At 47.4% G+C, this 26,988-nt stretch carries 21 protein-coding genes and 1 other RNA gene; 15 read left to right on the plus strand and 7 right to left on the minus strand.

From position 1 onward, the window contains the following. The first annotated feature begins 81 nt into the window (after nucleotides 1–81). The gene (locus ACUZ8J_RS06180; RefSeq protein WP_446693354.1) at nucleotides 82–1,680 is read left to right on the plus strand and encodes a hypothetical protein; all 1,599 of its coding nucleotides are present in this window, start codon (nucleotides 82–84) and stop codon (nucleotides 1,678–1,680) included. A gap of 78 nt (nucleotides 1,681–1,758) precedes the next feature. On the opposite strand, the gene ACUZ8J_RS06185 is transcribed toward ACUZ8J_RS06180, so the two are convergent. The 3 genes from ACUZ8J_RS06185 to ACUZ8J_RS06195 are packed head-to-tail and all read right to left on the minus strand — an operon-like array spanning nucleotide 1,759 to nucleotide 4,159. Then, entirely contained in the window at nucleotides 1,759–2,439 is a 681-nt protein-coding gene (locus ACUZ8J_RS06185) for a helix-turn-helix transcriptional regulator (RefSeq protein WP_086903341.1), read from the minus strand. Between the two features lie 41 nt (nucleotides 2,440–2,480). Further along, nucleotides 2,481–3,755 (minus strand): L-cysteine desulfidase family protein, encoded by a 1,275-nt coding sequence (locus ACUZ8J_RS06190; protein ID WP_086903342.1) that lies wholly within the window; start codon nucleotides 3,753–3,755, stop codon nucleotides 2,481–2,483. 20 nt (nucleotides 3,756–3,775) lie between these two features. Beyond that, entirely contained in the window at nucleotides 3,776–4,159 is a 384-nt protein-coding gene (locus ACUZ8J_RS06195) for a RidA family protein (protein WP_086903343.1), read from the minus strand. Nucleotides 4,160–4,414: 255 nt separating this feature from the next. Here ACUZ8J_RS06195 and ACUZ8J_RS06200 point away from each other — a divergent pair, with 255 nt between their 5' ends. The 6 genes from ACUZ8J_RS06200 (at nucleotide 4,415) to ACUZ8J_RS06225 (ending at nucleotide 12,413) form a co-directional block, all read left to right on the plus strand. Then, complete coding sequence (locus ACUZ8J_RS06200) at nucleotides 4,415–5,686, plus strand: amino acid permease (RefSeq protein ID WP_133180958.1); 1,272 nt, start codon at nucleotides 4,415–4,417, stop codon at nucleotides 5,684–5,686. 248 nt (nucleotides 5,687–5,934) lie between these two features. After that, the gene (locus tag ACUZ8J_RS06205) at nucleotides 5,935–7,074 is read left to right on the plus strand and encodes a transglutaminase domain-containing protein (RefSeq protein WP_446693355.1); all 1,140 of its coding nucleotides are present in this window, start codon (nucleotides 5,935–5,937) and stop codon (nucleotides 7,072–7,074) included. Nucleotides 7,075–7,090: 16 nt separating this feature from the next. Continuing rightward, entirely contained in the window at nucleotides 7,091–7,408 is a 318-nt protein-coding gene (locus ACUZ8J_RS06210; protein WP_086904600.1) for a hypothetical protein, read from the plus strand. Beyond that, on the plus strand, nucleotides 7,405–7,707 hold the full coding sequence (locus ACUZ8J_RS06215; RefSeq protein ID WP_086904592.1) for a heavy-metal-associated domain-containing protein: 303 nt from the start codon (nucleotides 7,405–7,407) through the stop codon (nucleotides 7,705–7,707). The genes ACUZ8J_RS06210 and ACUZ8J_RS06215 overlap by 4 nt, the downstream gene beginning before the upstream one ends. A gap of 761 nt (nucleotides 7,708–8,468) precedes the next feature. Beyond that, nucleotides 8,469–10,703 carry a hypothetical protein gene (locus ACUZ8J_RS06220; protein ID WP_446693356.1) on the plus strand — a complete coding sequence of 745 codons (2,235 nt, stop codon included), beginning with the start codon at nucleotides 8,469–8,471 and terminating at the stop codon, nucleotides 10,701–10,703. 9 nt (nucleotides 10,704–10,712) lie between these two features. Continuing rightward, complete coding sequence (locus ACUZ8J_RS06225; protein ID WP_446693357.1) at nucleotides 10,713–12,413, plus strand: toxin-antitoxin system YwqK family antitoxin; 1,701 nt, start codon at nucleotides 10,713–10,715, stop codon at nucleotides 12,411–12,413. A 357-nt stretch (nucleotides 12,414–12,770) separates the two neighbouring features. Here the strand turns inward: ACUZ8J_RS06225 and ssrA are convergent. Beyond that, nucleotides 12,771–13,125, minus strand: a transfer-messenger RNA (tmRNA) gene (gene ssrA, locus ACUZ8J_RS06230). A 72-nt stretch (nucleotides 13,126–13,197) separates the two neighbouring features. After that, nucleotides 13,198–13,689, minus strand: a complete 492-nt coding sequence (smpB, locus tag ACUZ8J_RS06235) for an SsrA-binding protein SmpB (protein ID WP_011071661.1) — start codon at nucleotides 13,687–13,689, stop codon at nucleotides 13,198–13,200. A 253-nt stretch (nucleotides 13,690–13,942) separates the two neighbouring features. Between smpB and ACUZ8J_RS06240 the strand changes: the two genes are divergently transcribed. Both ACUZ8J_RS06240 and ACUZ8J_RS06245 read left to right on the plus strand, forming a co-directional pair. After that, nucleotides 13,943–14,380: a type II toxin-antitoxin system RatA family toxin gene (locus ACUZ8J_RS06240; protein WP_011623526.1), complete on the plus strand. Its 438-nt coding sequence runs from the start codon at nucleotides 13,943–13,945 to the stop codon at nucleotides 14,378–14,380. After that, nucleotides 14,370–14,705, plus strand: a complete 336-nt coding sequence (locus ACUZ8J_RS06245) for an RnfH family protein (protein WP_011623525.1) — start codon at nucleotides 14,370–14,372, stop codon at nucleotides 14,703–14,705. The genes ACUZ8J_RS06240 and ACUZ8J_RS06245 overlap by 11 nt, the downstream gene beginning before the upstream one ends. Nucleotides 14,706–14,776: 71 nt before the next feature. Here the strand turns inward: ACUZ8J_RS06245 and ACUZ8J_RS06250 are convergent, their stop codons facing one another. Next, nucleotides 14,777–15,268 (minus strand): outer membrane protein assembly factor BamE, encoded by a 492-nt coding sequence (locus tag ACUZ8J_RS06250; RefSeq protein ID WP_039978606.1) that lies wholly within the window; start codon nucleotides 15,266–15,268, stop codon nucleotides 14,777–14,779. 403 nt (nucleotides 15,269–15,671) lie between these two features. Between ACUZ8J_RS06250 and ACUZ8J_RS06255 the strand changes: the two genes are divergently transcribed. From ACUZ8J_RS06255 to ACUZ8J_RS06270, 4 genes are all read left to right on the plus strand, one after another. Continuing rightward, nucleotides 15,672–16,463 carry an SAM-dependent methyltransferase gene (locus ACUZ8J_RS06255; protein WP_446693358.1) on the plus strand — a complete coding sequence of 264 codons (792 nt, stop codon included), beginning with the start codon at nucleotides 15,672–15,674 and terminating at the stop codon, nucleotides 16,461–16,463. 45 nt (nucleotides 16,464–16,508) lie between these two features. Beyond that, nucleotides 16,509–16,721 carry a hypothetical protein gene (locus ACUZ8J_RS06260; protein ID WP_086904596.1) on the plus strand — a complete coding sequence of 71 codons (213 nt, stop codon included), beginning with the start codon at nucleotides 16,509–16,511 and terminating at the stop codon, nucleotides 16,719–16,721. Between the two features lie 63 nt (nucleotides 16,722–16,784). Continuing rightward, nucleotides 16,785–18,512, plus strand: coding sequence for a diguanylate cyclase (locus ACUZ8J_RS06265; protein WP_446693359.1), 1,728 nt, complete (start codon nucleotides 16,785–16,787; stop codon nucleotides 18,510–18,512). 222 nt (nucleotides 18,513–18,734) lie between these two features. Continuing rightward, on the plus strand, nucleotides 18,735–20,504 hold the full coding sequence (locus ACUZ8J_RS06270; protein WP_446693360.1) for a monovalent cation:proton antiporter-2 (CPA2) family protein: 1,770 nt from the start codon (nucleotides 18,735–18,737) through the stop codon (nucleotides 20,502–20,504). 68 nt (nucleotides 20,505–20,572) lie between these two features. Here the strand turns inward: ACUZ8J_RS06270 and ACUZ8J_RS06275 are convergent, their stop codons facing one another. Further along, complete coding sequence (locus ACUZ8J_RS06275) at nucleotides 20,573–23,020, minus strand: TonB-dependent receptor (protein WP_446693361.1); 2,448 nt, start codon at nucleotides 23,018–23,020, stop codon at nucleotides 20,573–20,575. Nucleotides 23,021–23,855: 835 nt separating this feature from the next. Here ACUZ8J_RS06275 and aceB point away from each other — a divergent pair. Next, nucleotides 23,856–25,505: a malate synthase A gene (aceB, locus tag ACUZ8J_RS06280; protein WP_011626816.1), complete on the plus strand. Its 1,650-nt coding sequence runs from the start codon at nucleotides 23,856–23,858 to the stop codon at nucleotides 25,503–25,505. Nucleotides 25,506–25,648: 143 nt separating this feature from the next. Next, nucleotides 25,649–26,971, plus strand: a complete 1,323-nt coding sequence (gene aceA, locus ACUZ8J_RS06285) for an isocitrate lyase (protein WP_086904378.1) — start codon at nucleotides 25,649–25,651, stop codon at nucleotides 26,969–26,971. Nucleotides 26,972–26,988 lie beyond the last annotated feature (17 nt).

Below are 26,988 nucleotides of genomic sequence, written 5' to 3' on the forward strand. Positions count from 1 at the left end.
CGCGCCTCAGAGTGCACGCAGTCGATGTTGTGCATCCGTTTAAACTCAGTGAGAGTTTGCAGTTACGATAAGGATATAGTTGTGGAAAAAAAACAGGTCCCCTGGGTTGGCGTGGCGCTAGCCATTTTTGCCTTAGGTCATGTGGTTAACTTAATCATAGATAAGCAAGATTCTGAAATATCCCCAGAGTTAAAGCAGCAAATTTCTGACACTATTCAGGCTCACAGAACACCCGCTTTCGCGAATAATGTCTTGATTCATGAGCCAAACACCCCTGAGATTGCTGAGACTTCGTCCAAAATCCCTATGCCTGCAGAATTAGCCGATGTGAGTCAAATCTACAGCAATCTCAATGCATTTGCGGCGCTCAAACGAGACGGTACTGTAGTCACATGGGGTGATGGCGAGTGTGGTGGCGATAGCAATAACGCCGCCGAGCCTCTACTTAATGTCAAACAGCTGTATGCGGCAGAGGATACCTGCGGCTTTGCCGCGTTAACCCATGACCACAAACTGATCCCTTGGGGAATGGGGGATGAAACTATGCCTTGGACTCGAGGAGTGAGACCTGTACTGCATGATGTGCGCGATTTTGTTGTGGCTAAGGGGCTCTATGCCGCCATTAAGCAAGATGGAAGTGTCGTCAGTTGGTCTTTTGAAGATGCATCAACTGCCGAGCTAAGCTCTGGTAAGCACGCCGCGCCTGCGATGACTAACGTCGTGTCTGTATCTGTTAACTATCGGGCTTTTGCCGCCTTAAAACGGGATGGAACAGTAGTGACATGGGGGCAGGCTAATTATGGTGGCGATAGTCGCGAAGTCGCCTCAGAGCTTAACAATGTGAAACTACTCTATGCTAACGATGATGCTTTTACCGCGATGACTGCGACGGGCAGATTGGTGTCATGGGGGAAGGTAAGAGAGGATCAAAAAGTCCGTGAGCAAGTGGCAAAGCTTAGCCAGCTTGCGCCTGCCGTGAAAGTTGTTCCTTCTAAAAATGGCTTTGCGGCGTTACTGGCTGACGGTAGTGTTTATGCGTGGGGGGAAGGGGAGTTAACTGAGTATGATGTGCCATTCCCTGCTCGTTTATCTCGCCCAAATCGCGCCAATAAAGTGATTGATATTTTTGCCAATAATGACACGTTTGCCGCCTTAACCATAGGTCGTCAACTTATCGTTTGGGGCAGTAAATACCATGGTGCTGATACGACAGTCCTTAAGGATAAGTTACAAAGCGTGCATAAGGTTTATCCCATTGATGAAGGATTTGTCGCGCTACGTAGGGATAATACGGCTATCGCTTGGGAAGGATGGGAATTGGCAGAAAACCAGCCGCGTTATCAAGAGGTCACTCAGGTAAGCAAAGTGGTGACTTATGAACGTGAGTTTGCCTTTTTAAAGCAGGATGGCACTGTGGTTGATGGCCACTCTGGCCCCAAAACTGACATTACTCAAGCAACGGATATTTTCCCTACGGGGTTAGGCTTTACGGTTAAACGCCAAGATGGCTCGATTGCAGTATGGATGCGGGAAGATCCCGCGGTGACGCTAGATAAGCAAGCCGTTGATTTGAGTCACATGCGCGATATTCGCAGTAATTTACTGGATGTGATTGCCCTAATGGACGATGGCACGGTACAGGCTTGGGATGTAACAGGTAGAGCGAGTAATGTGCTCTAAGCCAATGAGCAATCCCATTTGAAGCTAGCAAGCTGATAAAAACAAAGGGCTAAGATGAACATCTTAGCCCTTTTGTTTTTAAGCGAGGCTTTTCTCGCTTTCCGCCTGATTGGCTTTAATTTCACGCAAATAGCGGTAAATGGAATGCACTGAAATCCCTAATCGCGTGGCGGCCACTTGGGCGCTATCCTTGAGTTCGAAAATCCCTAACTCATGGAGTTGATTGACAATTTCGCGACTCTTTTGTGAAGGGGAAATCGCAGGATTCGCACGCACCTCGTGGTTAACACTATCGATAGTGCTGTGCAGCGCCTCATCAATATTGCGCGCAAACACCTCGGGCGAACTGGTCAATTCGCTGCCGAGGAGCTGCTCTGGCATCATAGTGCGCAGCACAGATTGCAGCGGCGCATCCATATCGGTATTGATGCACAGCAACCCAATCGGCAGGTTTTTAGGATTACGGATCACTGTGGTTATCGAACGTAATGTCTTACCGTTGGCACACTTGGTAAGGTAAGAGTTGGAAATATCCTGACCCGTTTTGAGCTTAAGCAAGGCCAGGTTCGTGATGGGCGCACCGACCTCACGGCCAGTGACATGACCATTGGCAATTTTGATCACAGAAGGGTGCTTAGCATCTAAGCTGTGCAGCACAACCTCTGTATGTTGGCCATACATGGCGGCAATCCCATCGACGATATTTTCGATGGACTTGAGTATATCCAGATCGCTTTGGGTTAAGTCTTGCAATTTCACAATATTCGGCCTTTTTCAGCAGCTTATCAGGAATAACCGTCTTATTCAGACATGATGTTAATGATAGTGACATCCGTAGATGACATGCCATTTAGTACCATCTTGCCTATGTTCTTAATGGTTTTCTCAACATCTTTGGCGATGATACCTTGGCCTGAAACGTTTTGGCTGTTGAGCGCCATTAAGAAGGATCGCACCGCCGCACTCGATGAGGTACTGACCTTCATCGCGCAGGAGGCTTTGGCACCATCACAGACCATGCCTGAGCTATCGCTGATGACGTTTTGAATCGCAAAGCAGGATTGCTCGAAACTGCCGCCCGCTAAATACACCATGGCCATAGAGGCGGCGGCACTGGTGACCGTATTGCCACAGAATGCCGATAACGGCGGATAGTGGGACTTGATATAAATCGCCCCGAGGTGGCTCATGATCAGCGCGCGAGCTAGCTTCTCTTCGCTGACTTTATAACACTGGGCGGTGATCACTACAGGGATTGTCGCCGCAATCCCTTGGTTACCACTGCCTAAATTGCTCATGGCGGGCAGATTGGCACCGCCCATACGCGCATCCGAAGCCGCAGCGGTGAGCATCACAATCTTATTGAGTAAGTCCTCACCGATGATCCCTGCGGCAATGCCGTTCTTCATGGTTCGACCGACTTCCAAGCCATAGGGTTTGGACATGCCTTCATCGGATAATTTACTGTTTAATTCCGAGGCTTTAAGAATAAATTGGATTTCTTCGAAGGGCACTTCTTGGGCGAAGCGGTAAATCGATTCAATATTGATATCGACGCCGTCGCAGATTGAGCCTGTGGCCTTGGTTTGGGCGCTATCGGCGGTAAAGACTAACTCACCATTTAAGCGCTTCTCGGCAATTAAGGTATGGCCGCCGCAGATTTTCACCATGGCTTCTTGTTCGCCGGCGGTTAAGCTCACGCAGCAATAGATAAATTCGTCGGTCTCGGTACGTTCGACCTTCACTTTTCCCGCATCGATAAGGGTTTGCGCCTGTGCCACTTGTTCAGGTGTCACGTTGGCCAAGACTTCTAATCCCGCATCGGCATTGCCTGCAAGCGCGCCTGCGGCTGCGGCGATAGCAAGACCGATTTTACCTGTGCCTGGGACATAAACGCCCATCGAGTTTTTATACAAGTTATCAGAAACTTGCACCGCAATTGACTCGGGTTCTACCGGTAATAAGGTGCGTGCTACAGCCGCCGCATAGGCCGCGGCAATCGGCTCGGTACAGCCTAAGGCGGGTTTAACCACTTGGTTAATGATCTGAATGTATTGCTGCCATAGAGGTTTCATCGGGCTACAACCTTACCAATTTATGCGTGAACGTGGGCGATGGCTTCTACTTCCACTTTGACACCCAGTGGAAGATCTTTTACCGCAAAACAGCTACGGGCAGGGCAGTCGGTTTTGAAGTAGGTTTTATAGACTTCATTAAAGGCGGCAAAGTCACTGATCTCACTCAAGTAACAGGTGGTTTTAAGCACGGTTTCTAGGCTGCCACCACCGGCTTCAATCACGTATTTCAGATTCTCAAGGCATTGCACAGATTGTTCGCTGATCCCGCCATCGACAACGCCGCCTTTCTCTTTGCATACAGGCAGTTGTCCAGAGGTAAAAATCAGGTTGCCATAACTGGTGCCGTGGGAATAAGGGCCAATCGCGGCTGGGGCACGTTCTGCATGAATGATGCTTTTCATTATCTCTCCAATCTGCAAATAAAATTGAATGCTGTTGAATTTCTATGTGCAATATTATTTGCATATTTTGGTTTGGTTGCAATTATTTTTTAATGTTTCATGCCGTAAAGACGAGTTTATGCGTCTTTCGGCGGGTTTTGGACTGAATTGTGAGCGACGGCACTTTGTTCAACAAAAGTTGAGTATTTTGTTTGCTGAGTTTGTTTTGTTCAAATATATTTGCAAAAAATAACATCAACTCGGTTAGGATGAGATATGGATGCAAGGCTAACGGCGGCACAATGGAAAGAGGATACCCGCTTCGATAGTACGGATTGGGGCTGGATCATTATGAGTATTGGCATGGCGATTGGCGCCGGGATCGTATTTTTGCCAGTGCAGGTGGGGTTGATGGGCTTATGGGTATTTTTGCTCTCCAGCGTGATTGGTTATCCAGCCATGTATTTGTTTCAGCGATTATTTATCAATACCTTGGCCGAGTCGCCCGAATGTAAGGATTATCCGAGTGTGATTTCGGGGTATCTGGGCAAAAACTGGGGCATCTTACTCGGCGGCTTGTACTTCATTATGTTGGTGATTTGGGTGTTTGTGTATTCCACGGCCATCACTAATGATAGTGCCTCCTTTTTACAAAGCTTTGGCGCGACCACGTCATTGTTGTCTGAAAACCCCTTCTATGGTCTAGCGCTGATCTGCGGTTTAGTCGCATTGGCCTCCCGTGGTGAAAACCTGTTATTTAAGATCTCCACCTTTATGGTGCTGACTAAGCTTGGGGTAGTGGCGGTGCTGGGGCTGATGATGGTCGATAAGTGGGATATCAATAATATCGGTAGCGTACCCAGCGCCGGTGATTGGCTAAAGGATGCGATTGTGATGTTGCCCTTTACGCTGACATCGATTCTATTTATCCAAAGTTTAAGCCCTATGGTGATCTCATACCGCTCGCGGGAAAAATCCCTTGCCGTTGCCCGCTTTAAGGCGATGCGTGCGATGAACATTGCCTTTGGGGTGTTGTTTGTGGTGGTGTTTTTCTACGCTGTGTCTTTTACTCTCGCCATGGGGCATGAGCAGGCGGTGCGCGCTTCCCATGAAAATATCTCCGCTTTAGCCATGGTGGCCCAGGGCATGCCAGGACAAACCTTAAAACTGCTTAGCTTGACCTTAAATATCTTTGCGGTAATGACGGCTTATTTTGGTGTGTATTTAGGGTTTAGAGAGGCGTGTCAGGGATTGACCATGAATATGCTGCGCCGAGTGATGCCCGAAGAGCGGATCAATAAGTCGTTAGTGGGTTACGGCATTATGATCTTTACTATTTTGCTGTCGTGGGGCGCGATTGTATTAAATGCCCCTGTGCTGAGTTTTACCTCTATCTGTAGTCCAATCTTCGGTTTAGTGGGCTGTTTGATCCCGGCCTATTTGGTCTATCAAGTGCCTGCGCTGCATAAATATAAAGGGGTGTCGCTGTATATCATTATCGTCACCGGCTTGCTGTTATGCGTCTCTCCTCTGCTTGCCTTTAGTTAATGATTTACCTCCTTTACAAACAGGTATGGCAGTCGTGCTGTGCCTGTTTTTTTGTCTGGGATTGGGACAAATTGTCTTAGTTGTCCCCTTGGCAATGGGGGACTCTGTGCGCTGGTAGTGGTTTTTGTCATGCTGTTCGCGCTGGATGAAATTTGGTGATTGTGCCCGATCGATAACTTTCTATAATCCTTGGCAACTACTTTAGTGGTATCTTTTTTTCTAATGCTTATCAAACTAAGGAATGCCTAATGCAAAGACGTGATTTTTTAAAGGGTGCAGCCATTTTGTCGGCGGCAGGAACCGTGATGCCAGTGTTGGCGGCGTCGACGCAAGCCCATGCGATGGCCGATAAAACCTGTGGTCGCCGTCGTTTTACCTTAACCAATACCTATCAGCTCGTCGCGCCAGAAGGCTCTGCTGGCGTGGTGAAGTTATGGGTGCCACTTCCTGAAAACACGGCTTTCCAGCAGGTTGAAAAACTTAACTTTAGCGGGACTTATCAAGATGCCTATATCAGTGCCAATAACCACTATGGCGCTAAAACTCTGTTTGCCACTTGGCCCGATGCCAAGGGCAAGATGACCCTAACACTAGAATTAGTGATAGAAACCCAAGATTGGGAACCCGTTAAAAGTGGCGAGTTGACCCATTACCGTGCGCCAGCTAAGCCTGAGTATCCTGCCGACGTCGCCATTTATCTTAAGCCAACCAAGCATATGCCAGTAGACGGTATTGTGAAGCAAACGGCGGATAAGATTGTGGGCAAAGAAACCGAGCCGCTTAAGCAAGCACAGTTAATTTACAACTGGGTGAGCGCCAACATGTATCGTGATAACGATGTCATAGGTTGTGGCAGTGGCGATGTGGCCGCCATTCTTGAAAGTGGCAAACTCGGCGGTAAGTGTACCGATATCAACTCAGTATTTGTGGCGCTGATGCGCGCTGTCGGTGTGCCTGCCCGTGAAATGTTTGGTATTCGTCTAGGGCAAGCTATCAAAATGGGCCATTATTCCAAAAAAGCCTTTGGCAGCGCTGATGATAATGGCTTTGCCGATGTGACGGGTGGTCAACATTGCCGTGCCATGTTCTACTTAGCGGGTTATGGTTGGTTACCCGCCGACCCTGCAGATGTGACTAAAATGCGCCTCACTGAGAAGAAGGAACATAGCGACCCTGCGGTACAAGCGGTGAATGATTACCTGTTTGGTAACTGGGAAATGAATTGGGTTGGCTTTAACTATGGCCGCGACTTTGACTTATTCCCCGTGGCGGAGCAGACTCCACTGAACAATTTTGGTTATCCCTATGCCGAAGTGGACGGCGATCCTGTTAATTACTATGAGCCAAAAGTCTTTGCCTATGACTACAAGTCAAGCGAGCAGCGCTAAACCGCTGCTTGCCACCATGGCCGCCGCCGTTGTTGCGGCGGTTGCCTCTAGCCTTTGCTGCATCGCGCCCTTAATCTATTTAGTGTTTGGCGTGTCTGCGGCGGGGCTGTCGGGGTTATCGAGTTTAGCTTGGTTACAAGTACCCATGTTGCTCCTATCAACAGGGTTGATCTTGCTGGGTTTTTGGCGCTTGTACTTTGCGAAAAAGCCGCTCTGTACCGGTACATTTAGCCGAGGACAAATGCTATTAGCCTATTGGCTGACTGTGCCTATTGTGCTGGCGTTCCAACTGTATCCCTTTGTTTTACCTTGGCTACTTGAGGTGTTCGAATGAAGCCACTATCACGTATTGCACGACTTGTGCTCATCACATCGTTGGGGTTTACCCCATTCACTTGGGCGGATAACGTGCAGGTGACACTCGATGTTAAAGGCATGACCTGCCCACTGTGTGTTACCGTCGTTAATCAAGCGCTGCGCAAAACCGATGGGGTGATCAAAGCCAAGGCGAACCTGAAAACCGAGCAGGCTGTGGTCACAGTCGCCGATGATTTTAACCTCGATAAGTTGATTACCGCCGTCGATGCCACAGGTTATAAAGGTAGCATCAATAAGGTCGAAAAGCAGAGCTGATATTGGCTCAATATCGCTTCAGTATTTAATCTAAAAGGCACAACTTAATTGGGTTGTGCTTTTTTATTAGCGGCTATCAGGGCTGGGTTCTATCAAGCGGAATAATATTAATATTGAGCTATTTCGTTCATTCACACAGTCATGGTTAATATTAATTAAGTTAATACTTTTGACTGAATAAAATTTCTGGTTATTAATGTGGCTATTTTACTGCCAGCAATCATATGCGATATCGCCCATGGCCTGTTATTGACACCAATAAACAGCATTGCATTATGTTGAGCTAGAGGCTTATCGATGCTGCTTAGTAAATATACTTGGATGAGGAAAGAATCTAATAGCATGCTTACAAGATGAATATTTGCGATTGATAAGTATAATTTTGATTTTATAGTATTTTTGTCATATCTTGCTGCGGGTTGAGCTTGTGATGGATATTATTAAATAATTTCAAAAAATATATGTCATTATCTTTTTTACAACCTTTCTATTACCTTGTTCAATCGCTTTAGTCGCTAGCGTCGTCATCGAATATTATCTATAAGTTGTTGCAATCCTATTTTGGGATGCTTGGTATAGTTCTTTTTACCGTCGAATTCCTACCGCGGCACAGCGCAAATTGAATTCGAAATTGCGCCCACTATCCATCAATAATATGCTTCGCTCAAATAGAGAACCCGATAAAAATCGCCTCAAAAATGTATTTATGCCCAATTAACAGGCATAATGCGGCGTTTTAATATTCAGTACAGGGAATAACCATGAAGTATTTGGTTAGCGTAGTTACATGTTTTCTCTTATCAGCCTGCTCATTTGGCGATGCCGACGTGGAGTTTAAGCCACAAAAAGGCGATGAGCGCGCGTATCAAGTCTATAGCACTGCCCGCATCTCGGTCGAGGCCGGTGGCCGTAATGAAACGGTGGACAGCACATCCCATCAATTACTGCGTTATAAGGTGCTCGAGGCAGGTAAAAATAGTCGCTTCGAAGTGCATGTCGATTACATGAAAATGCAAGATGGCCAAGGGAGTGGCGTGAGCAGCGGCGAACGGGCTGACCTAAATCCCGAAATGCATGCCATTTTCTCTCAGGGCTTTGAATTTTCATTAGATTTAGACGATGGCAGCGTTAAAGAATTTAGCGCGTTAAATAAACCAGCCTGGCAAGCCATGCTGGCAGAGCGCGGCCTGGAGCTGGAACAGGAACTTAAAAAGCTTTTTAGCTCATCGGTTTTTATTAATTCGATACCCGCTGAAGTGGGGGCTGTGGTGATGCTTCCGGCCTATCAAGGCCATGCTAATTCAAAGCTTACCGTGTTAAAGGTCACTGACACCCATGTTCTGGCTCAGGTGGAAAGCGAAGGTGAGCAAGCCAAAATATACGGCCAACTGATGCTCGAGCGCGACCGAGGATGGCTTGTGCAGATGGGGCTAGTGGCTGAGGTGCCTTTTGAGCGTTACGGCTTTAAGGGGACGATGCGCAGCAATGTGATTATGGTGCCTAAGGAGCGTGAGCTGGGCGACCTGTCGCAGCGAGTGGCTTTTGATTATGACTTCCCACCGGGTGAGTATGAAAAACAGCCCGAATTATCACTTGAAGAGGCCAATAAATCTTTAACCCAAGAGGCGGTATTTGCCTACGATGCAGGTTACTTTGACCTTTATGATGACCAACTCAGCCTTACCTATCAACATGATTTTTCAGGTTTAAAAGCATCGGGAGAGTTTCATCTAACCGATATTACGGCGCACAGTGCAGATGGCAGTGTTTTACCGATACAACTCAGTAAGATTTATCGCTTTAATTTCGCTGAAAAGGATGGTTTTTATAAATCCGTAGAGCAACATTTACTCGTCGGTTGGAATGAACCCTCCGAGCTGTTTTCCCAAGTGACTGAGTTTCGTGCTAAGGCCCACTATCAGGGCGCTAAGCTGGTTAAACTGGCATTAACACCCGATCCAAACAAAACGGTGTCCTTGCAGTATAAAGATTTACAGCTGGAATTTGCTCCCATCCCCGATAAGCCCTTCTCTTATGTACTGACATCGCGCGACCCAACCCATAAATCTTGGTTAGCGGGGCGATTTGACGGTGCCGAAGGCGCCATGATGAAGTACCAATCACCGTCGGTAGCAGGGCCTGCTTGGTTAACCGCAGCCGAACGCAATATGTTGGGGTTAGCAGCATCGATGCAATTTGAACCCACCACCTTGTTTAGTTTTCCGGCCGAACCACAGGCGCTAACCATCTATGTGAATACACCGGATGAGAATAGCGAACTAACCCAAGATGTTCGTTTTATTCCAATGGGGGATTACATGAAGAACGTCGCTTATCCCCCCGTGGATCAGCGCACGCTTTACCGTGATGATATGTATGCGCGCTACGATAAGCCGCAAGAGACATTAGTCGCCGACCCCGCCTTACTCGAACCCCAAATGGTGGCTAAGTATGGCGTGAGCCTACAGTTAAGCGCCGAGCAAGCCGCCGTGTGCTCGCTAACTGTGCTGGACGCCCCCCAAGTTGACGGCCACAGCTTGCAATGGACGCAGATTAAATCCGACAACAGTATGGCGGAACATCTTGATAAGACGGTTCTATATCAACTCACCAGTGCCGATGGGATCCGTCGTAATTTTTACGATATTAAAGTCAGCAGTGCCTTGAGCTGTACGGGGACGCCCGAATGGCATGCGCTTGCGTATCAACCTAAGCAAGGTTGGCTGATTGATACCACTCAATTGCCAGAACTCGATACCACGCAAACCGTGGGTGAGGTGATGCGCCGTTATCGTTTTTTAAATGCGCAGAACATTCCTCTCGCGCCTTTTATGCCAGGGGAGCGCGACGATTTTTATCAACGGCCGTTACAGCAAGTGCTTCATCAAGACCGTTGGTTTGAGCTGCAAGGGCGAGTGCAGGCGATTGAATACCTGAAGGTTAGTGGCGAGCCCGTCAATAAACAGTGGGTTACTGCATTCCCAGCCTTACCTTAAGGAACTGATATGAGAGCCTTATTACTATTATCTACACTATTTCTATCGTTTAATGTGCTGGCTGAACGCATCTTACTCGACGAACAATGGCAGCCTAGCGCGGTGCCTAGTGAGGCAATTTACTACCAGAAACAGCTAGCGACTGAGCAAGAGGGCGTGTGGCCAGTAACGCTTTTTTATATAGAGACGGATAAACCGGTTTTTAAGGGGACTGTCAACGGCCCCAATTTAGCGGAGAGTGTTATCGTCGGTGATTTCGAATTTTATCACCCTAATGGTCAACTCTCTCGCAAGGGACGTAGCGATGCACAAGGGCGTTATCAGGGAACGCATCTGTATTATTGGGAAGATGGAACACGCTCGGGTGAGTACCAATATCTGAATGGCAGGCTCCACGGTGAGCAAAAACGTTACCACCTCAATGGTCAATTACGCGACCATCAACATTATGCGAATGGTGTGGAGTCTGGATTAGCGCAAAGTTATTTTGACAATGGCCAGCTGCAAACACGGGTAACCTATGGCGCTAAGGGAATGGAAGGCTTATATGAAAGCTTCCATAGCAATGGTCAGCCAGAGCAAACCGTGAATATGGTCGCGGGTAAAAGAGAAGGCGAGCGCCTTTACTGGACAAAAGAAGGCTGGTTATTCACTAAAGAGTTTTACATCAAAGGAAAATTACACGGTGAAGTGTTGGTTTACCAAGCCGCTGATATGCCTAGAGAAATTAAACATTATCAGCATGATAAGCAGGTAGGGATACAACAACGTTTTGATCCGCAAGGGCGGTTAGCCCAGCAGCAGAAATACGATGCAAAAGGCCGTGAAATTCAGGATATAACCTATGCGAGTGTGGGCCATGTAACCTCCCAAATTGACACTCAATATCTCGCGAAAGGCCATATAACCCACGAGCAGCGCTTCGATGAGAGTGGAAAGCTAACTTATCAATATCAGCGCGATACCGTAAAAGACTGGAGTCTGCGTCAGCGTTTTGATAGGACAGGCTCGCTGCTTGAACGAGAAGAGCGAGTTAAAGGCAGCTACGACGGGGTGTATGTCGGCGTAGGCTGGAATGGCTCTGTTAGGCGGATAAATTACAGTAAAGGCAAAATGCATGGTGCGTATCGTGAAGATAATGCCGAAAATGGCAGTTTTGTCACAGGGCAATATCAATCGGATCTAAAGGTCGGTAAGTGGGTCACCCAAAATCCTGATTCGACGCGTATCGAACAGTTTAATTCACAAGGACAGCTCAACGGCGAGCAGAGCGATATCGCCGCCGACGGCACGTTAATGTATCGAGCGTTTTATCAAAACGATAAGCTGCATGGCGCTTTTTTACAGCGAGGCTTCGATAAACAACTGCAAGCCCAAGGCCAGTACGTTAACGGCCAGCGTGAAGGCAAATGGTTAGTACAAGACGAGAGCAGCTACAGCGAGGTGAAGTTATGGCACGGCCAATACCAAGCGGGGCACGAAGTGGGACCGTGGCGAGCCATGTCCGCTAACGGCCACTTATTGGGTACGATGCAATACGATAACAAAGGCCTTTTGCAAGGGAAAAGCTACAGCTTCAATGAAGACGGCAGCCTGCAGCGAAGCGAAGAGTATGTCGATAACCAGTTACACGGCAAGTTGGTTTACTACTTCAACGGCGAAGTCTCATCTGAATACCATTATCAAAATGGTGTCGATGTGGGCCAATAATGTATCTGTACTCGCTCAGATCTAAACTGGCCGTTGCCCATTTTTTAGTGGGCCGCTGTCAGTTTGGATTTGAGCTAACCTCTTAAGCCTAAACAGTTTTCCCGTCGAAATATATCTCTTGAGTCGTCCCATTTGCGGCTATATTGGCCATATCTTGATGCATTTTTTTGGGGGGGGGCAAAATAAACAATCAAAGTGCATTAGTTAAACTAAAAAATGCACTAGGTCATCTTTTGGGTACAAGAAAATAATGAGCATTAAATCTTAAGAGCTAAGTGGGCAATATCTCGATGTAGCCATTTTGTCGCCACTGAAAAGAAAAAGGACTTAGCATTTCTGCTAAGTCCTTGTTTTATTTGGTGGAGGCGGCGGGACTTGAACCCGCGTCCAGAAAACCTACATCCAAGGCGCTACATGCTTAGTCTTTCTATTGTTTAACCGTTTGAACTCCGAAAGACAGGATCCCACACGGTGAGTCCGGTACTGTTTCGCGGTTCACCCCCGGACAGGGTTCCCTCGCTAGCACGATGTGAGATGACCATCAAATCCACTGCCCATGTGCGAAACGTGTGGTAGATGGCTAGCGGCATTAAGCGGCTAGAGCGTAGTTATCGTCGTTTGCAACTATAACTTTGCGGCTTTTAACGAGGCCAACCGCCCCTCGGCATGCTCCCAGGGTTTCGTGAATCCTGTCGAATCCAGAATCGCCCCCAAGAAAGTTGATTGTAACTCGTAGCGTGGCGATAACCTAGTATCATTTGCTGCAAGTTCAATCGTTTGTTCATTATCCGCGCGTTTTTTCCTTTTTCATTACGCGGGCTTTTTCCACTTCCCACTCACGCGCTTTAGTATCTTCACGCTTGTCGTGGTCTTTTTTACCTTTACCTAGGCCGATTTCCACTTTGACCCAAGCCCCTTTACGCCAGTACATGGAGATAGGGATAATCGAGTAGCCTTGGCGCTCAACAAGACCGGCTAGTTTGTCTAACTCTTTACGACTTAACAGTAATTTTTTGAGTCGTATAGGGTCGCACACCACATGGGTGGAGGCGGTATTGAGCGGAATAATGGTACAGCCGTGCATAAAGGCTTCGCCATTTTTTAAGAAAACGTAGCAGTCCGATAGGTTCACTTTACCCATGCGGATAGACTTCACTTCCCATCCCATGAGGGACAGGCCGGCTTCCATTTTTTCTTCGAAACGGTATTCGAAGGTTGCGCGCTTATTACGTGCGATCGTCGCAGGCGCGGCTTTTTTTGAGTTTTTCTTTACCATAGTGGCGCCATTATACGCACGGTGAATCAATTTGAAATGGATATAAGGGTTTATTTGAGCTATTTCAAGCCCTCATCAATTTATTGCTGTTTTTTTATGCGGTTTTGCTTAGTCATCATAGGGATATGTGAGGAGTGCGTTTTTTAAGTATCGTGGTAGAATCCAAACCAATTTTGTTCGCTTCCCTAGAGATTAGGGCGCGCGGAGTTCGCTTGAGACAGCGTGTTTACTTAGATTGAGAGTGCCAAGCCCTATGCCGCAAATTTCTCGGAGTGTGTTAGTTCGTTTTAGTGCGATGCAAATGTATGATTTAGTCAATGATGTTGAGTCGTACAAAGAGTTTTTACCCGGTTGTGTTGGCGGTAAAGTGCTTGAGTTTGATGGTAAAACCATGGTGGCCTCGGTCGATGTGAGTAAGGCGGGGATCCGTAAGACCTTTACCACGCGCAATCAGGTGGTGCCGGGAAAGAGTATCGAGTTAAGACTTGAAAATGGGCCTTTTAAACACTTATTCGGCCAGTGGCGTTTTACCGAGTTGACGGAAGATGCCTGTAAAGTGGAGTTTGACTTAAATTTCGAGTTTTCCAGCTCATTGGTCGATATGGCTTTTGGTAAAGTGTTTAATGATCTTATGGTGTCTATGGTGACGGCATTTACCAGCCGCGCTAAGGTAATTTACAGTGACAAATGAAGCAGATAAGTTCGTCGTCGATGTTATTTATGCGCTGCCGACTCAGCAAAAGGTGATTTCGGTTAGCGTATTGCCCGGCACGAGCGCGATTGACATAGTGCGTCAGAGCAATATGGTGAGTTTTTTCCCTGAGATTGATTTAGAAACGGTAAAGCTTGGGGTGTTTAGCAATGTGGTTAAGCATGACCAAGTGATTTTACCGGGGCAGCGAGTGGAGATTTATCGCCCGCTGATCGCCGATCCTAAGGATGTGCGCCGTCGCCGTGCCGATAAGGCCAAGGATGAAGGTCGTGCCAATAAAGTGACCGGTGGACGGGTGTCTTAATCTATCGGCAACACAAACAAAAAGCGCCATGGGCGCTTTTTGTGTTTAAGGCAAGTGTTAAACCAGTATGCTTACTTGATTGGCTTTTGAACTTGCGCTTCGGTTTGATTTTCTTTCACTAATGGCTTTTCATCTGGGCGCTGTGCTGGCACGAGCGGCGCAGACTCAGCGGTGTTGGCCATAGGTAACTTACTCTGCTCAAGCGGTGTATTAAACTCTGGGCTTAATTCATAGTCGCCCTTCACTAAGCTTAATTTGTTACCGGTAAAGTGCAGGATCAGTTCTTTGTGGGTAATGCTCGCATCACGGCCACTCTTATAGTGGTACACATAATACCAAGTGTCATCGGCAAAGCTGTCACGCAGTACTGGGCGACCAAGAATGTATTCGGCCTGCTCTTTGGTCATGTCGATACGCAACTTTTCAACCTGTTGCGGCTCCATGTAGTTGCCTTGCGGAATATCGGGCTTATAGATCAGCCAATCAAACACGCTACAGGCACTGAGCGAAACTGAGAGCGCAATGGCGCTCAGCAGGGTAAGACTTTGCTTTTTATTGATCATTGTATGCGCTACTTCTGAAAATCTGGCGGCCATCATACCCAAGCACTCCCCCTTATGACAAGGGTAATTGGGCGTTGCGGCGCTTATCGTTGCAATTGTGTGAGTTTTCGACCTAAGCGGCGCGTTTTAGTTCGCTGTGAGTGAAGATTTTTATGGTGATCATTGGGCTTAAATAAGCTGCCCCACGGTAAATTGCGCTGAAAAACCGTAAAGTTAAGCAAAGTCGAAATAGTCATGTAGCAATGTTGTGAAAACATGGGTAAAGTTGTGAAAATGTTTTACTTTGATGGTGTTAGCATTTTTTCGCTACTTTAGGGGGTAGCATAGGGTTTAGCGGTTGCTATCAAGGTGACGGTTTGAGTTCATCAATAAGCCTGCGACAGTGCATTTTTAGGAGAGACCATTGGGATCACTCGTTTGTGTGGGTACGGGGTTACTGCTCGCGGGGCAAATTAGCGTATTAAGCCGCAGCTATATTGAACATGCCGATATTGTATTTTCACTCTTACCCGACGGTTTTTCGCAGCGTTGGCTGACGAAGCTCAATCCCAATGTCATCAATTTGCAGCAGTTTTATGCGCAAAATGGTGAAGTTAAAAATCGCCGAGACACCTACGAGGAAATGGTCAATGCCATTCTAGATGCGGTGAGAGCGGGTAAAAAAACCGTGTGTGCACTCTATGGTCATCCGGGCGTGTTTGCCTGTGTATCCCATATGGCTATCACTCGCGCCAAGGCAGAAGGGTTTTCAGCCAAGATGGAGCCGGGGATTTCGGCCGAAGCTTGCTTGTGGGCCGACTTAGGGATTGACCCTGGCAACTCCGGGCATCAAAGCTTTGAAGCCAGCCAGTTTATGTTTTTCAACCATGTGCCCGATACCACCACCCACTTATTACTCTGGCAAATCGCGATTGCGGGCGAACATACCCTAACCCAATTTCATACCTCGAGTGATAGGTTGCAGATCCTCGTGGAGCAGTTGAATCAATGGTATCCCCTCGACCATGAGGTGGTCATCTACGAAGCGGCCAATTTGCCAATCCAAGCCCCCCGTATCGAGCGTTTACCCTTAGCGAATTTACCCCAAGCACACTTAACACCGATTAGTACGTTGTTAATTCCGCCAGCAAAAAAGCTAGAGTACAACTATGCTATTTTGGCTAAGTTAGGGATCGGTCCCGAAGATTTGGGCTAAATTGAAGTGTGATACTGAGTCATTATTAACAATAAGGAAAAAAACATGTCTGCATTATCGGATTTTTTTACCCAGTTAGGCCAAGATGCGCAGTTAATGGAAGATTATAAGCAGAATCCCGAGGCGGTGATGCGTGCCCACGGATTAACTGATGAAGAAATTAACGCTGTAATGACTGGGGATATGGAAAAGCTCAAAACCTTAAGTGGCGACCAAGACTATCAAGCCTTCTTATTAGTGAATCATGGTAATAATTAACTTATCTTGAAACGGTTACGTTGTGCCCTATTAGCCATCTTTGCTTTGTGTTCGACAGCATTGATGGCTAACTCTCTCGATTTTGATCAGGCACTCAATGAGCTTGATGTATTACTGCAATCTGATCTTAGCGCTGCGCAGAAAAAACTGGCCGAATATGAGACCGCATTTAGCAGCTTAACCCCGACACAAAAAGGCAGACTAAGAATTGACAGAGCCATTAGTTATATTTTTGTCAGTGAATATGCCAAAGCCTTAGACGATCTGCATCAGGCCGAAACCTTAATCACAAGTTCTGAATTATTAGCATCGGTTTATAGCTATCAAGCCACGGTATATATAGGGATGCGTGACTATGACAAAGCTTTGTCGGCAGTTGCCAAAGCATTAGCCCTAGTGGTGAATATCGATGATATTACGATTAAACGTCACTCCTATCTAAGAATTGCCAATATTTATTCTGAAATGGACGCTTATAGCGATATGGGTCTCTATGCCAATAAGGTGTTACAACTCGCTCAGGAAACCGATGTCCGCGATATTTGCCATGCCAAATTGCTGCGGGCGATTTACTTGCTCGGAGTGAAAAGTCCCGATGCCTTCGACGCCTTCGAAGATAGCCGTCAATATTGTGATGCGAAGCAATTTCCCCTTTTAGCTACGATGTCGATGAAAGGCAAAGGGATGGTTTTGCAGGAGCGGGGTGACTATTTAGGCGCGAGAGCGATTTTGCTATTAGCGTTAAAAGGGTATGAAGCTTTTCAATTTCAATTAGAAATCAGCCATGTGCATGCACTACTTGCCGAGAATTACTTTGCAACGGGTGAGCTGGTGCAAGCAAAAAGTCACGCTGTTAAAGTGCTCACATTTCCCGATGATAATAGTTATATCGAACATAAGCATATTGCCTACAAAGTGTTTGCCGAGTTGATGGCGGCGGACAAACAATTTGAGCAAGCCTATGAATACTCCAGAAAAGAGCAACATTATAATCAACTGATTTTTGATGAGTCGAAGATGAAAACCCTTGCTTATCAAGCGGCTAAGTTTAATGCTGATGAGCAGGCGCGTGAAATCAACTTGCTAAATAAAGAGCGCGAACTTTACATCGCCCAGCAAACGGTAAAGGAGCGTGAGTACACTAATATGCTGATGTTTATCACCATATTAGTGGGCGGGCTGTTTTTCCTCGCGATTTTGTTAGTCGTGGGCAATTTGCAAAAACGGCGTTTTATGCGTATGGCCAGAATGGATGCTTTGACGGGCGTGCTTAACCGTGGAGCAGGGCAAGATCTGGGGGAAAATCTATTTGTGCAAGCCGCTGCCCGAGGGGGCGATTTTTGCGTGATTTTATTCGACTTAGACCATTTTAAACGGATTAATGATTCCTACGGCCATGGTACGGGTGACTGGGCGCTGAAAAAAGTCGTTGAGGCGTTAAAACCCCATGTGCGCAATGGCGATGTATTTGCCCGGATTGGCGGTGAGGAATTTGCGCTATTCTTGCCTTACGCCAATGAATCTAAGGGGATGGAAGTTGCCGAACAATGCCGTAGTCGAATCGAAGCCATTGATACGCATCTGTCGGGGCATAAATTTACTATCACCGCGAGCTTTGGGGTTAGCGGTATGACAAAAGAAGACTTAAGCCTAGACCCTCTACTACACCGTGCCGATATGGCACTGTATGCCGCAAAATCGAATGGTCGTAACAGTGTATTCTGTTATGAGGACGCTTTAGCCTCCGATAAACGCGCCACCAATATTACCAGTCAGTTGGCAAGGCAGTAGGGTACGAGTTGTATTGTCTGTGTAACTGGCTGTTTAGGTTAATGTAACGCGGTTTTTTTCTTTCGCTTTTTCGCTTATTTCTTGCTTTTCTCGATGATTTTTAGGTCAATTTTTCACACTTTTTCCTGCCTAACTAGAGTATGATTGCCAGCGGTAGCCGAAGCTTTTTTCGCTTAAGGTCATACCCCTATTTTTGCCTTTCGCTAACGTTGTGGAGCCCTAATGGAAGAGTCGAGTCTGCTCACTTCTGTACTGTTATTTTTATTGGCCGCGGTGATTTTTGTACCCTTGGGCAAACGTTTTGGCGCAGGACCGATTCTGTCTTACCTCGCTGCTGGGGTGATTTTAGGGCCTGGCGGTATGGCGCTGGTGTCTGATCCCGCAGCCGTGTTGCATTTTGCCGAGCTGGGTGTGGTATTGATGCTGTTTGTGCTCGGGCTTGAACTCAATCCGAGCAAGTTATGGGAGCTGCGCAGCGCCATCTTTGGTCTCGGCAGTGGTCAGTTACTCCTTTCTTGGGCGGCAATTGGCGGTTTAGCTTGGGGATTTGGCTTATCCATTGAGGCTGCATTAGTGGTGGGCGCGGCGTTATCCTTGTCATCGACGGCTTTTGCGGTGCAGTTGATGAGCGAACATCGACTACTGACCACTCCGCTGGGTCGCGATGCCTTTGGGGTGTTGTTAATGCAAGACCTCGCCGTGATCCCCATGTTGCTATTAACCGCTTACCTTGCGCCTAATTCGGCCCAGATTGAGCACCATGCGGTACCTTGGTATTGGACCTGTGTGGCATTAGTGGGCTTTGTGTTGGTGGGCAAATATCTGTTGCCGCGGTTACTTAAACTCGTTGCCAGCAGCGGGGTTCGTGAAGTGTTAACCGCCTTTGCACTATTGCTGGTGATGGGCAGCGCCGAATTGATGGAGTGGCTGGGGCTATCGGCGGGTATGGGGGCATTTTTAGCCGGAATTATGCTGGCGAACTCCAGCTACCGACATCAGCTCGAAACCGATATCGAACCTTTTAAGGGCTTACTGCTTGGACTGTTTTTTATGGCGGTGGGCATGAGTATGGATCTCAAGCTGTTTTTAACCGATCCCTTACTTATCCTCGCGATTTTATTGGGCATGTTACTGATTAAGACCCTAGTGCTGATGCTCCTTGGCCGTTTACGACACCATACATGGCGCCCGAGTATTGCCCTAGGCCTTATCTTGGCCGAGGGTGGTGAGTTTGCCTTTGTGCTGTTGTCACAGGCGCAATTATCCAGCATAGTTGATGATAACATCGCCCAAATCTTAGTGCTCGCCATTGGCTTATCCATGGCTGTCACACCGATGATTTTCACACTATTTAGAGCCACTAAACCTAAGGTGGTGGATACACGTTTACCCGATACCATTAATGTGACTGAATCTGAGGTGGTGATCGCCGGATTTGGGCGGGTAGGGCAGATCACTGGGCGGATTTTAGCGTCATCGGGCATTCCGTTTGTGGCCTTAGATAAGGATGCCAGCCATGTGGATGTGATCCGCAAATACGGTGGTGAGGTCTATTTTGGCGATGCCAGACGTTTAGATATGTTGATGTCGGCGGGGATTGCACGCTCGCGCCTGTTGCTGCTGGCCGTTGATAATGTAGAGGATTCGATTGAAATTGCCCAGCAGGTGAAAACCCATTTCCCCCATATCAATATTGTCGCTCGGGCGCGTGACCGTAACCACGCGTATCGATTAATGAGCCTTGGGGTGACCGATGTGTTCCGTGAAACCTTTGGTTCGGCTTTGTCTGCCAGTGAGAAGATTTTGCAGGGCTTAGGCTTATCACAGGTACAAGCCAATGAAAGGGTGAAGATTTTTGCTGAGCACGATAAAAAGCTGGTGATCGCCAGTGCTGCCCATCAGCATGATTTAGCCAAGCTGATTGATTTATCCACTAAGGGGAAAGCCGAGTTGGAGTCGCTGATGCGTGGCGACCGGGAAAACGTCAGTTAAGTCTGTCAGCTAAAACAAACAAGAGATCCGATGGGCTCTCTTGTTGTTTATGGACTTAAGGAAACAGCTTAGAAGCTGTAGCTATATTGCAGCTTCACATTACGCTCTTCGCCCGGCATGCCTCCGAGGAACATTGCCTTGCTGTAATAGTCTTTATTGAATAGGTTATTGATATTCAATTGTAACTTCCAAGAGTCGGTGGCGTAGCTGATGGCAGAATCCACTAAGGTGTAGCTCGGCACATAACCATCTGGGATGCCAAATGAGCTTGAGTGTGTGCTTCTATCATCCACATACTTGGCGCCTAAACTCAGCTCAATAGGGCTTGTTAAGGCAAACCAGTCTGCACCATAGGTTACCCAAGCACTGGCGGTCACATAGGGCACACCTTTTTGACGGCTGTCGTAGTTGGCTTTGTCATTCGGGTTTTGTTTATCCCTAGCGTCTTGATACATGCCGTTCAGATTGATGCGCCAGTTATCGTTTAAGTGTGCATTGAGATCCAGCTCGACCCCTTGGGTATCTTCGCTGCCATCGTAAAAGTACACGGGCACCTCGGCACCTGACACGCCAGCGTTATAGTCTGGGTTGTTGTAAGGCACATTAGTGCGTGAGCTTTTAAAGAACACCAGCGATGCTAGCATCTGATCGTCAAAGGCTTTAAAGCGCATACCGAGATCGTTGCTAACGGATTCTGAGTCTTCGCGGTCGGTATTTTCCCCCGTGATTGAGCCTAAGATGCTATAGGCGGTGCGACCTTTTGAGTGATTGACGAAAAATGATAAATCATCAATGGGCATATAGGTTAAGCCCAAGTTGTAGGTCACACCGTTATCTTTGCTATCTTCCTCTGGAGTGGGGCTCGCTTGACTCGCGCTGTAGCGCTCATCCACACCTAAGTGCTCATAGCTCTGTTTGATTTCGTTAAAGGCCACGCCAACACGGGTGGTAAAGCCATAACCTAAATAACCCACATGTTGCACGCCTAAGCCCCAAGCGCTGACTTTTTTGTTGTAGTTGGCGGTTTTGAGTGGATCGTAGTCGGCAAATTTACCCGTTCCCCAGTTTGGATTGCGGATATCGTAAATGTACGGTAGCGAACCACGGTAAATCACTTCGCCTTGTTTGTTTTTAATGACTTGATCCGCATCGTAAATCGAGAATTGCTCGAGGCGAATATCGCGATCTTCGTAGTTAGCGTTCAGCAGTAATTCGTTGTCGATATTGCCGATTTGGAAGTCGTAACGTAGATCGGCAAAATACTGCCATGAGGTTTCTTCGGCATCGAGTTGGCGGTATTCCTGACGTCTGGCGGCAAACGGATAGAGCACACCATTTTCAACCAGTGGCGCGCGGGGAGCGGCGTTTATCTTGCCTTTGTTATTCCAGTACACATAGTTGTAAGCCCCTGTTTGACGGGCAAAACCTGTGGTGTAGTCGCGATATTGCAACTGCTGGTTGAGGAACAGATTATCGGTAAAGTAGATATTGTGGGTCAGCTTGAACCTTAATTCTTCACCTTCATTATCTTTTGCCATGGGAGAAATTAATCCCGCGTCACCAAAGGAATAAGGAGTTAAACCATCACCACTGGCGAGTGACGCCGCCAATTGCTGACGCTGCTCATCGGTTAGCTGTATGCCTAGACCCTTAGGATCGTTTATCAAATCTTGCCAAGTGACTTCGCCAGCGGTTTTGCCACCGACAGAATCGGCATTGTAGATACGGATTGGATGGCCGATGGAGTCAACGGCAATGGCGTCTTTGATATACGCGCCGGATAGCATCAGATCTTGGCTATCACTTAATACCCATTTGAGTGAGCCGAACACTTCATCACGGTCGGCGCCTAAATCACGGTAGCCTTCACTGCGGGCGGTTTTGGCGACTAAGCGGTAAGCAAGATCATCGGTAATTCCACCCGTACTGTCGATGGCGAGCGAGTAGGTATCCCACTGACCAACTTCTGTGGTGATTTTGTGTTTGGATTCAAATTGCGGTTTCTTTTCAATCAGGTTGATTACGCCGCCCGCGCTGCCCATGCCGTAGAGTCCAGTCGCTGGCCCTTTTAAAACCTCCACGGATTCCACATTGGTTAGGGAGCGAGTGGGGTTAAAGGTATTGCCAAGGCCGGCACCGCCATACATGCCGTCATAGGTGTAGTTTGCGCCGAGGCCGCGAATGACTAAGTTATCCCCAATGCCGTAGTTATTGCCCGCTTGAGTCACCCCGCTGATATTGCGAATCAAGTCCTGCAGATTGTCGACTCCTTGGCTGTTAATCAGCTCCTGGTCAACGATAACAACCGCCGCAGGGGTTTCCATTAAGGACATATCTGACTTAGTCGCAAGTCCTGAGTTTTTCACCACAGAGTTTTGTCTGCCATATACCGTTATACGCTCGACGTTTTCATCGCGAGCTGAAGGTGTGTCATCGGCGTAGGTTGTGTGTGGTAAAGCACTGAGGCAGGCGAGTGCAATAAGCGATAAGCGAAATACAGGCTGTAATACTGGCATTGAAAGTCCCCCAATCAGAAAGGTCGCGAATGATAATGATTTTCATCTAGTTTGCAACCCCTTGTTTGGCACTTAAAAGACCATGAAGCTTGGTTATCTTTACATATGAAATACGGTTAACTGTGTTGGGGATAAAGACCTTCACTATCACTTGCTGCCCTCATTTGAAGCAACACGTGGTCAGAATTCTAATTTGTTTCATTTTTTTTATAAAAAAGTGATTTATTTTTTGGGTTAACCATATCGACTCGGGTTTTTGATCGAGAAACATAACCCGTGATCCCTGTCACTCTTCCCTTACTCGCTTGACTGTTTACGTAAACGTAATAGTTAAACGGGTGTTTAAATTTTTAATCTGTTTCTATTTTGTTAATTGATTGGTTTTGTTGATTTTTTCCGCTTTCCTCCGGGTGGAGTTCAAAACGCGCACAGGTTTCTACTTAGGTCGAATAGGCTAAAAATGCTGTATAGTTAAATTTTCAGTTGGTAATTAAATTACGTGTAAAATTACATGGCGCTTGTAGTGGTAAAGTTGTCTGACAAATTTCACGATAAGAAAAATCTTATTTAGCTAACATTTTTAAATCTTTTGTTTATCAGTTGTTTGAGCTGGGTTTTGTGTCTTGGTCAGACCAATTTTGAGAGGTTTTTTGGTCAAATTTTTTAGCGGTTATGGCACTTTTGGATAGTTGCAAATACAAATGTTTGTCTGTAAGTTTTGGTTCTAAACGAACATTTGAATGTTTTATGGTGAATGTTTGTACATGTTACTCATGTCTTTGCTGGTAACGGGTCGTAAACGAGCAAAAGGTTAGCCTCTTGGGAGGGCGAGAAGATGACGGAACACACTTTAAGTGAACAGCAATTGAATTCGACACAGAATAAGGCCACTGCGAATGGCACTCTGGCCTTAGTGGGAAATACCATCCCGGGGCAGGAGGTGATTTTTACCGAAGGCGCGCTGGCGTTGCTTGAGTCACTTTGCCGTGAATTTGCGACAGAAGTGCCCACCTTACTCGCCAAACGTAAAGATAGACAGGCGCGTATCGATAAAGGGGCTTTGCCTGACTTTTTACCCGAGACTCGTGCAATTCGTGACGGCGCATGGAAGATCCGCGGCATTCCGAATGACTTACTCGATCGCCGTGTCGAAATCACCGGTCCCGTCGAACGTAAGATGGTGATCAATGCGCTTAATGCCAATGCCAAAGTGTTTATGGCGGATTTTGAAGACTCCTTAGCACCAAGCTGGCAGAAAGTCGTGGAAGGTCAGATTAACCTGCGTGATGCCGTGCGCGGTGAGATTGAATACACAGCGCCTGAAACCGGTAAACACTATAAGTTAGGCCCAAATCCTGCGGTATTAATCTGCCGTGTGCGTGGCCTGCACTTAAAAGAGAAGCACGTTGAATTTAACCAGCAGTCCATTCCCGGCGCGTTATTCGACTTTGCGATGTACTTTTACCATAACTATCGCCAATTGCTGGCGAAGGGCAGTGGTCCTTACTTCTATATTCCTAAACTTGAGAGCCATATTGAAGCGCGTTGGTGGGCAAAAGTGTTTGCTTTTGTTGAAGAAAGATTTTGCCTGCAGCCTGGGACAATCAAATGTACCTGTTTGATTGAGACCTTACCCGCGGTGTTTGAAATGGACGAAATTCTCTATGAATTACGCTCAAACATTGTCGCGCTGAACTGTGGTCGTTGGGACTATATCTTCAGCTATATCAAAACATTAAAGCGTCATAGCGACCGTGTATTACCGGATCGCCAAGCGGTGACCATGGATACGCCTTTCTTAAGCGCCTATTCAAGACTGCTGATCAAAACCTGCCATAAACGTGGCGCACTGGCTATGGGTGGCATGGCGGCCTTTATTCCAGCGAAGGATCCCGCTCAAAACGAAACCGTGTTGCAACGGGTACGTAAGGACAAAGAGCTTGAGGCTCGCAATGGCCACGATGGAACTTGGGTCGCTCACCCAGGGCTTGCGGATACGGCAATGGGGATCTTTAACGAATACATAGGCCAAGATCATCAAAATCAATTGCATATCACCCGTGATGTGGATGCACCGATCCTTGCCGCAGAGTTATTAAAACCCTGTGATGGTGAGCGCACTGAGCAAGGGATGCGCCTGAATATTCGCATCGCTCTGCAATACCTTGAGGCGTGGATCAGTGGTAACGGTTGTGTGCCGATTTACGGATTAATGGAAGATGCGGCAACGGCGGAAATCTCCCGCGCCTCGATTTGGCAATGGATCCAACATGGCAAGTCACTCTCAAACGGCAAACCCGTCACTAAACAATTGTTTAAGGACATGCTGGTGGAAGAGTTAGCAAATGTGAAAAAAGAAGTAGGCGGTGACAGATTCACCCACGGCAAATTTACCCAAGCGGCTGTATTGCTTGAGGATATTACCACTTCGGATGAGTTGGTCGATTTCTTAACCTTACCCGGTTACGAGATGCTAACGGCTTAATGATTAGCGTTTTAATGCTGTAACACTGAATGCGTTTACATGGAATGCGTTATGGCGGCCAAGCCGCCAATTAAACCAATGGGCAGGGTGAGGCTGTGGGGCAGCTTCACTTGCTACAACATCACAGAGAAAGGAGTGACACTATGACTAAGGCAACACAGACTTCACGTCAGGCACAGATTGACGCGATCAAAAAAGATTGGGCTGAGAATCCACGTTGGAAAAACGTACGTCGCCCATACACTGCAGAGGAAGTTGTGGCTCTTCGTGGTTCTATCGTACCCGAAAATACCATTGCCAAACGCGGTGCCGCTAAACTGTGGGATTTAGTCAACGGTGGCGCAAAAAAAGGTTATGTGAACTCGTTAGGAGCACTGACTGGCGGCCAAGCGGTACAACAGGCTAAAGCCGGTATCGAAGCGATTTACCTGTCTGGTTGGCAAGTGGCGGCCGACGCGAACTTAGCGGGCACTATGTACCCAGACCAATCTTTATACCCAGCAAACTCAGTGCCTGCTGTTGTAGCCCGTATTAACAACTCTTTCCGCCGTGCTGACCAAATTCAGTGGAGCAATGGGGTTAATCCGGAAGAAGAAAACTTTGTCGATTACTTCCTGCCGATTATTGCCGATGCGGAAGCGGGTTTTGGTGGCGTACTGAATGCGTTCGAGTTGATGAAGTCGATGATCGACGCGGGCGCCGCCGGTGTGCACTTTGAAGACCAATTAGCCTCAGTGAAAAAGTGTGGCCATATGGGCGGTAAAGTATTAGTGCCGACCCAAGAAGCGGTACAAAAGTTAGTTGCGGCGCGCCTTGCAGCCGACGTGAGCGGTGTTGAAACCTTAGTTATCGCTCGTACCGATGCGAACGCGGCGGATTTATTGACCTCCGATTGCGACCCATACGATCGTGACTTCGTGACTGGCGAGCGCACCAGTGAAGGTTTCTACCGCGTAAAAGCGGGTCTGGACCAAGCGATTTCTCGCGGTCTAGCCTACGCACCATATGCGGATTTAATTTGGTGTGAAACCGCTAAGCCTGACTTAGAAGAAGCACGTCGCTTTGCTGAGGCAATCCATGCTCAGTACCCAGACCAATTACTGGCCTACAACTGTTCACCTTCGTTCAACTGGAAGAAAAACTTGGACGACGCGACGATTGCGCGCTTCCAACAAGAGTTGTCGGACATGGGCTACAAGTATCAGTTCATCACTTTAGCGGGTATCCATAACATGTGGTACAACATGTTTGACCTGGCTTACGACTACGCTCGTGGTGAAGGTATGAAGCATTATGTTGAGAAAGTTCAAGAAGTTGAGTTTGCAGCAGCGAAGAAAGGCTATACCTTCGTCGCGCATCAACAGGAAGTAGGCACTGGTTACTTCGATCAAGTCACCACAGTGATCCAAGGCGGTCATTCATCGGTGACGGCGCTGACAGGCTCGACCGAAGAAGAGCAGTTTTAAGCGAAGTCTGTTGTATC

The organism is Shewanella sp. Koi 1 (genome assembly GCF_052907445.1).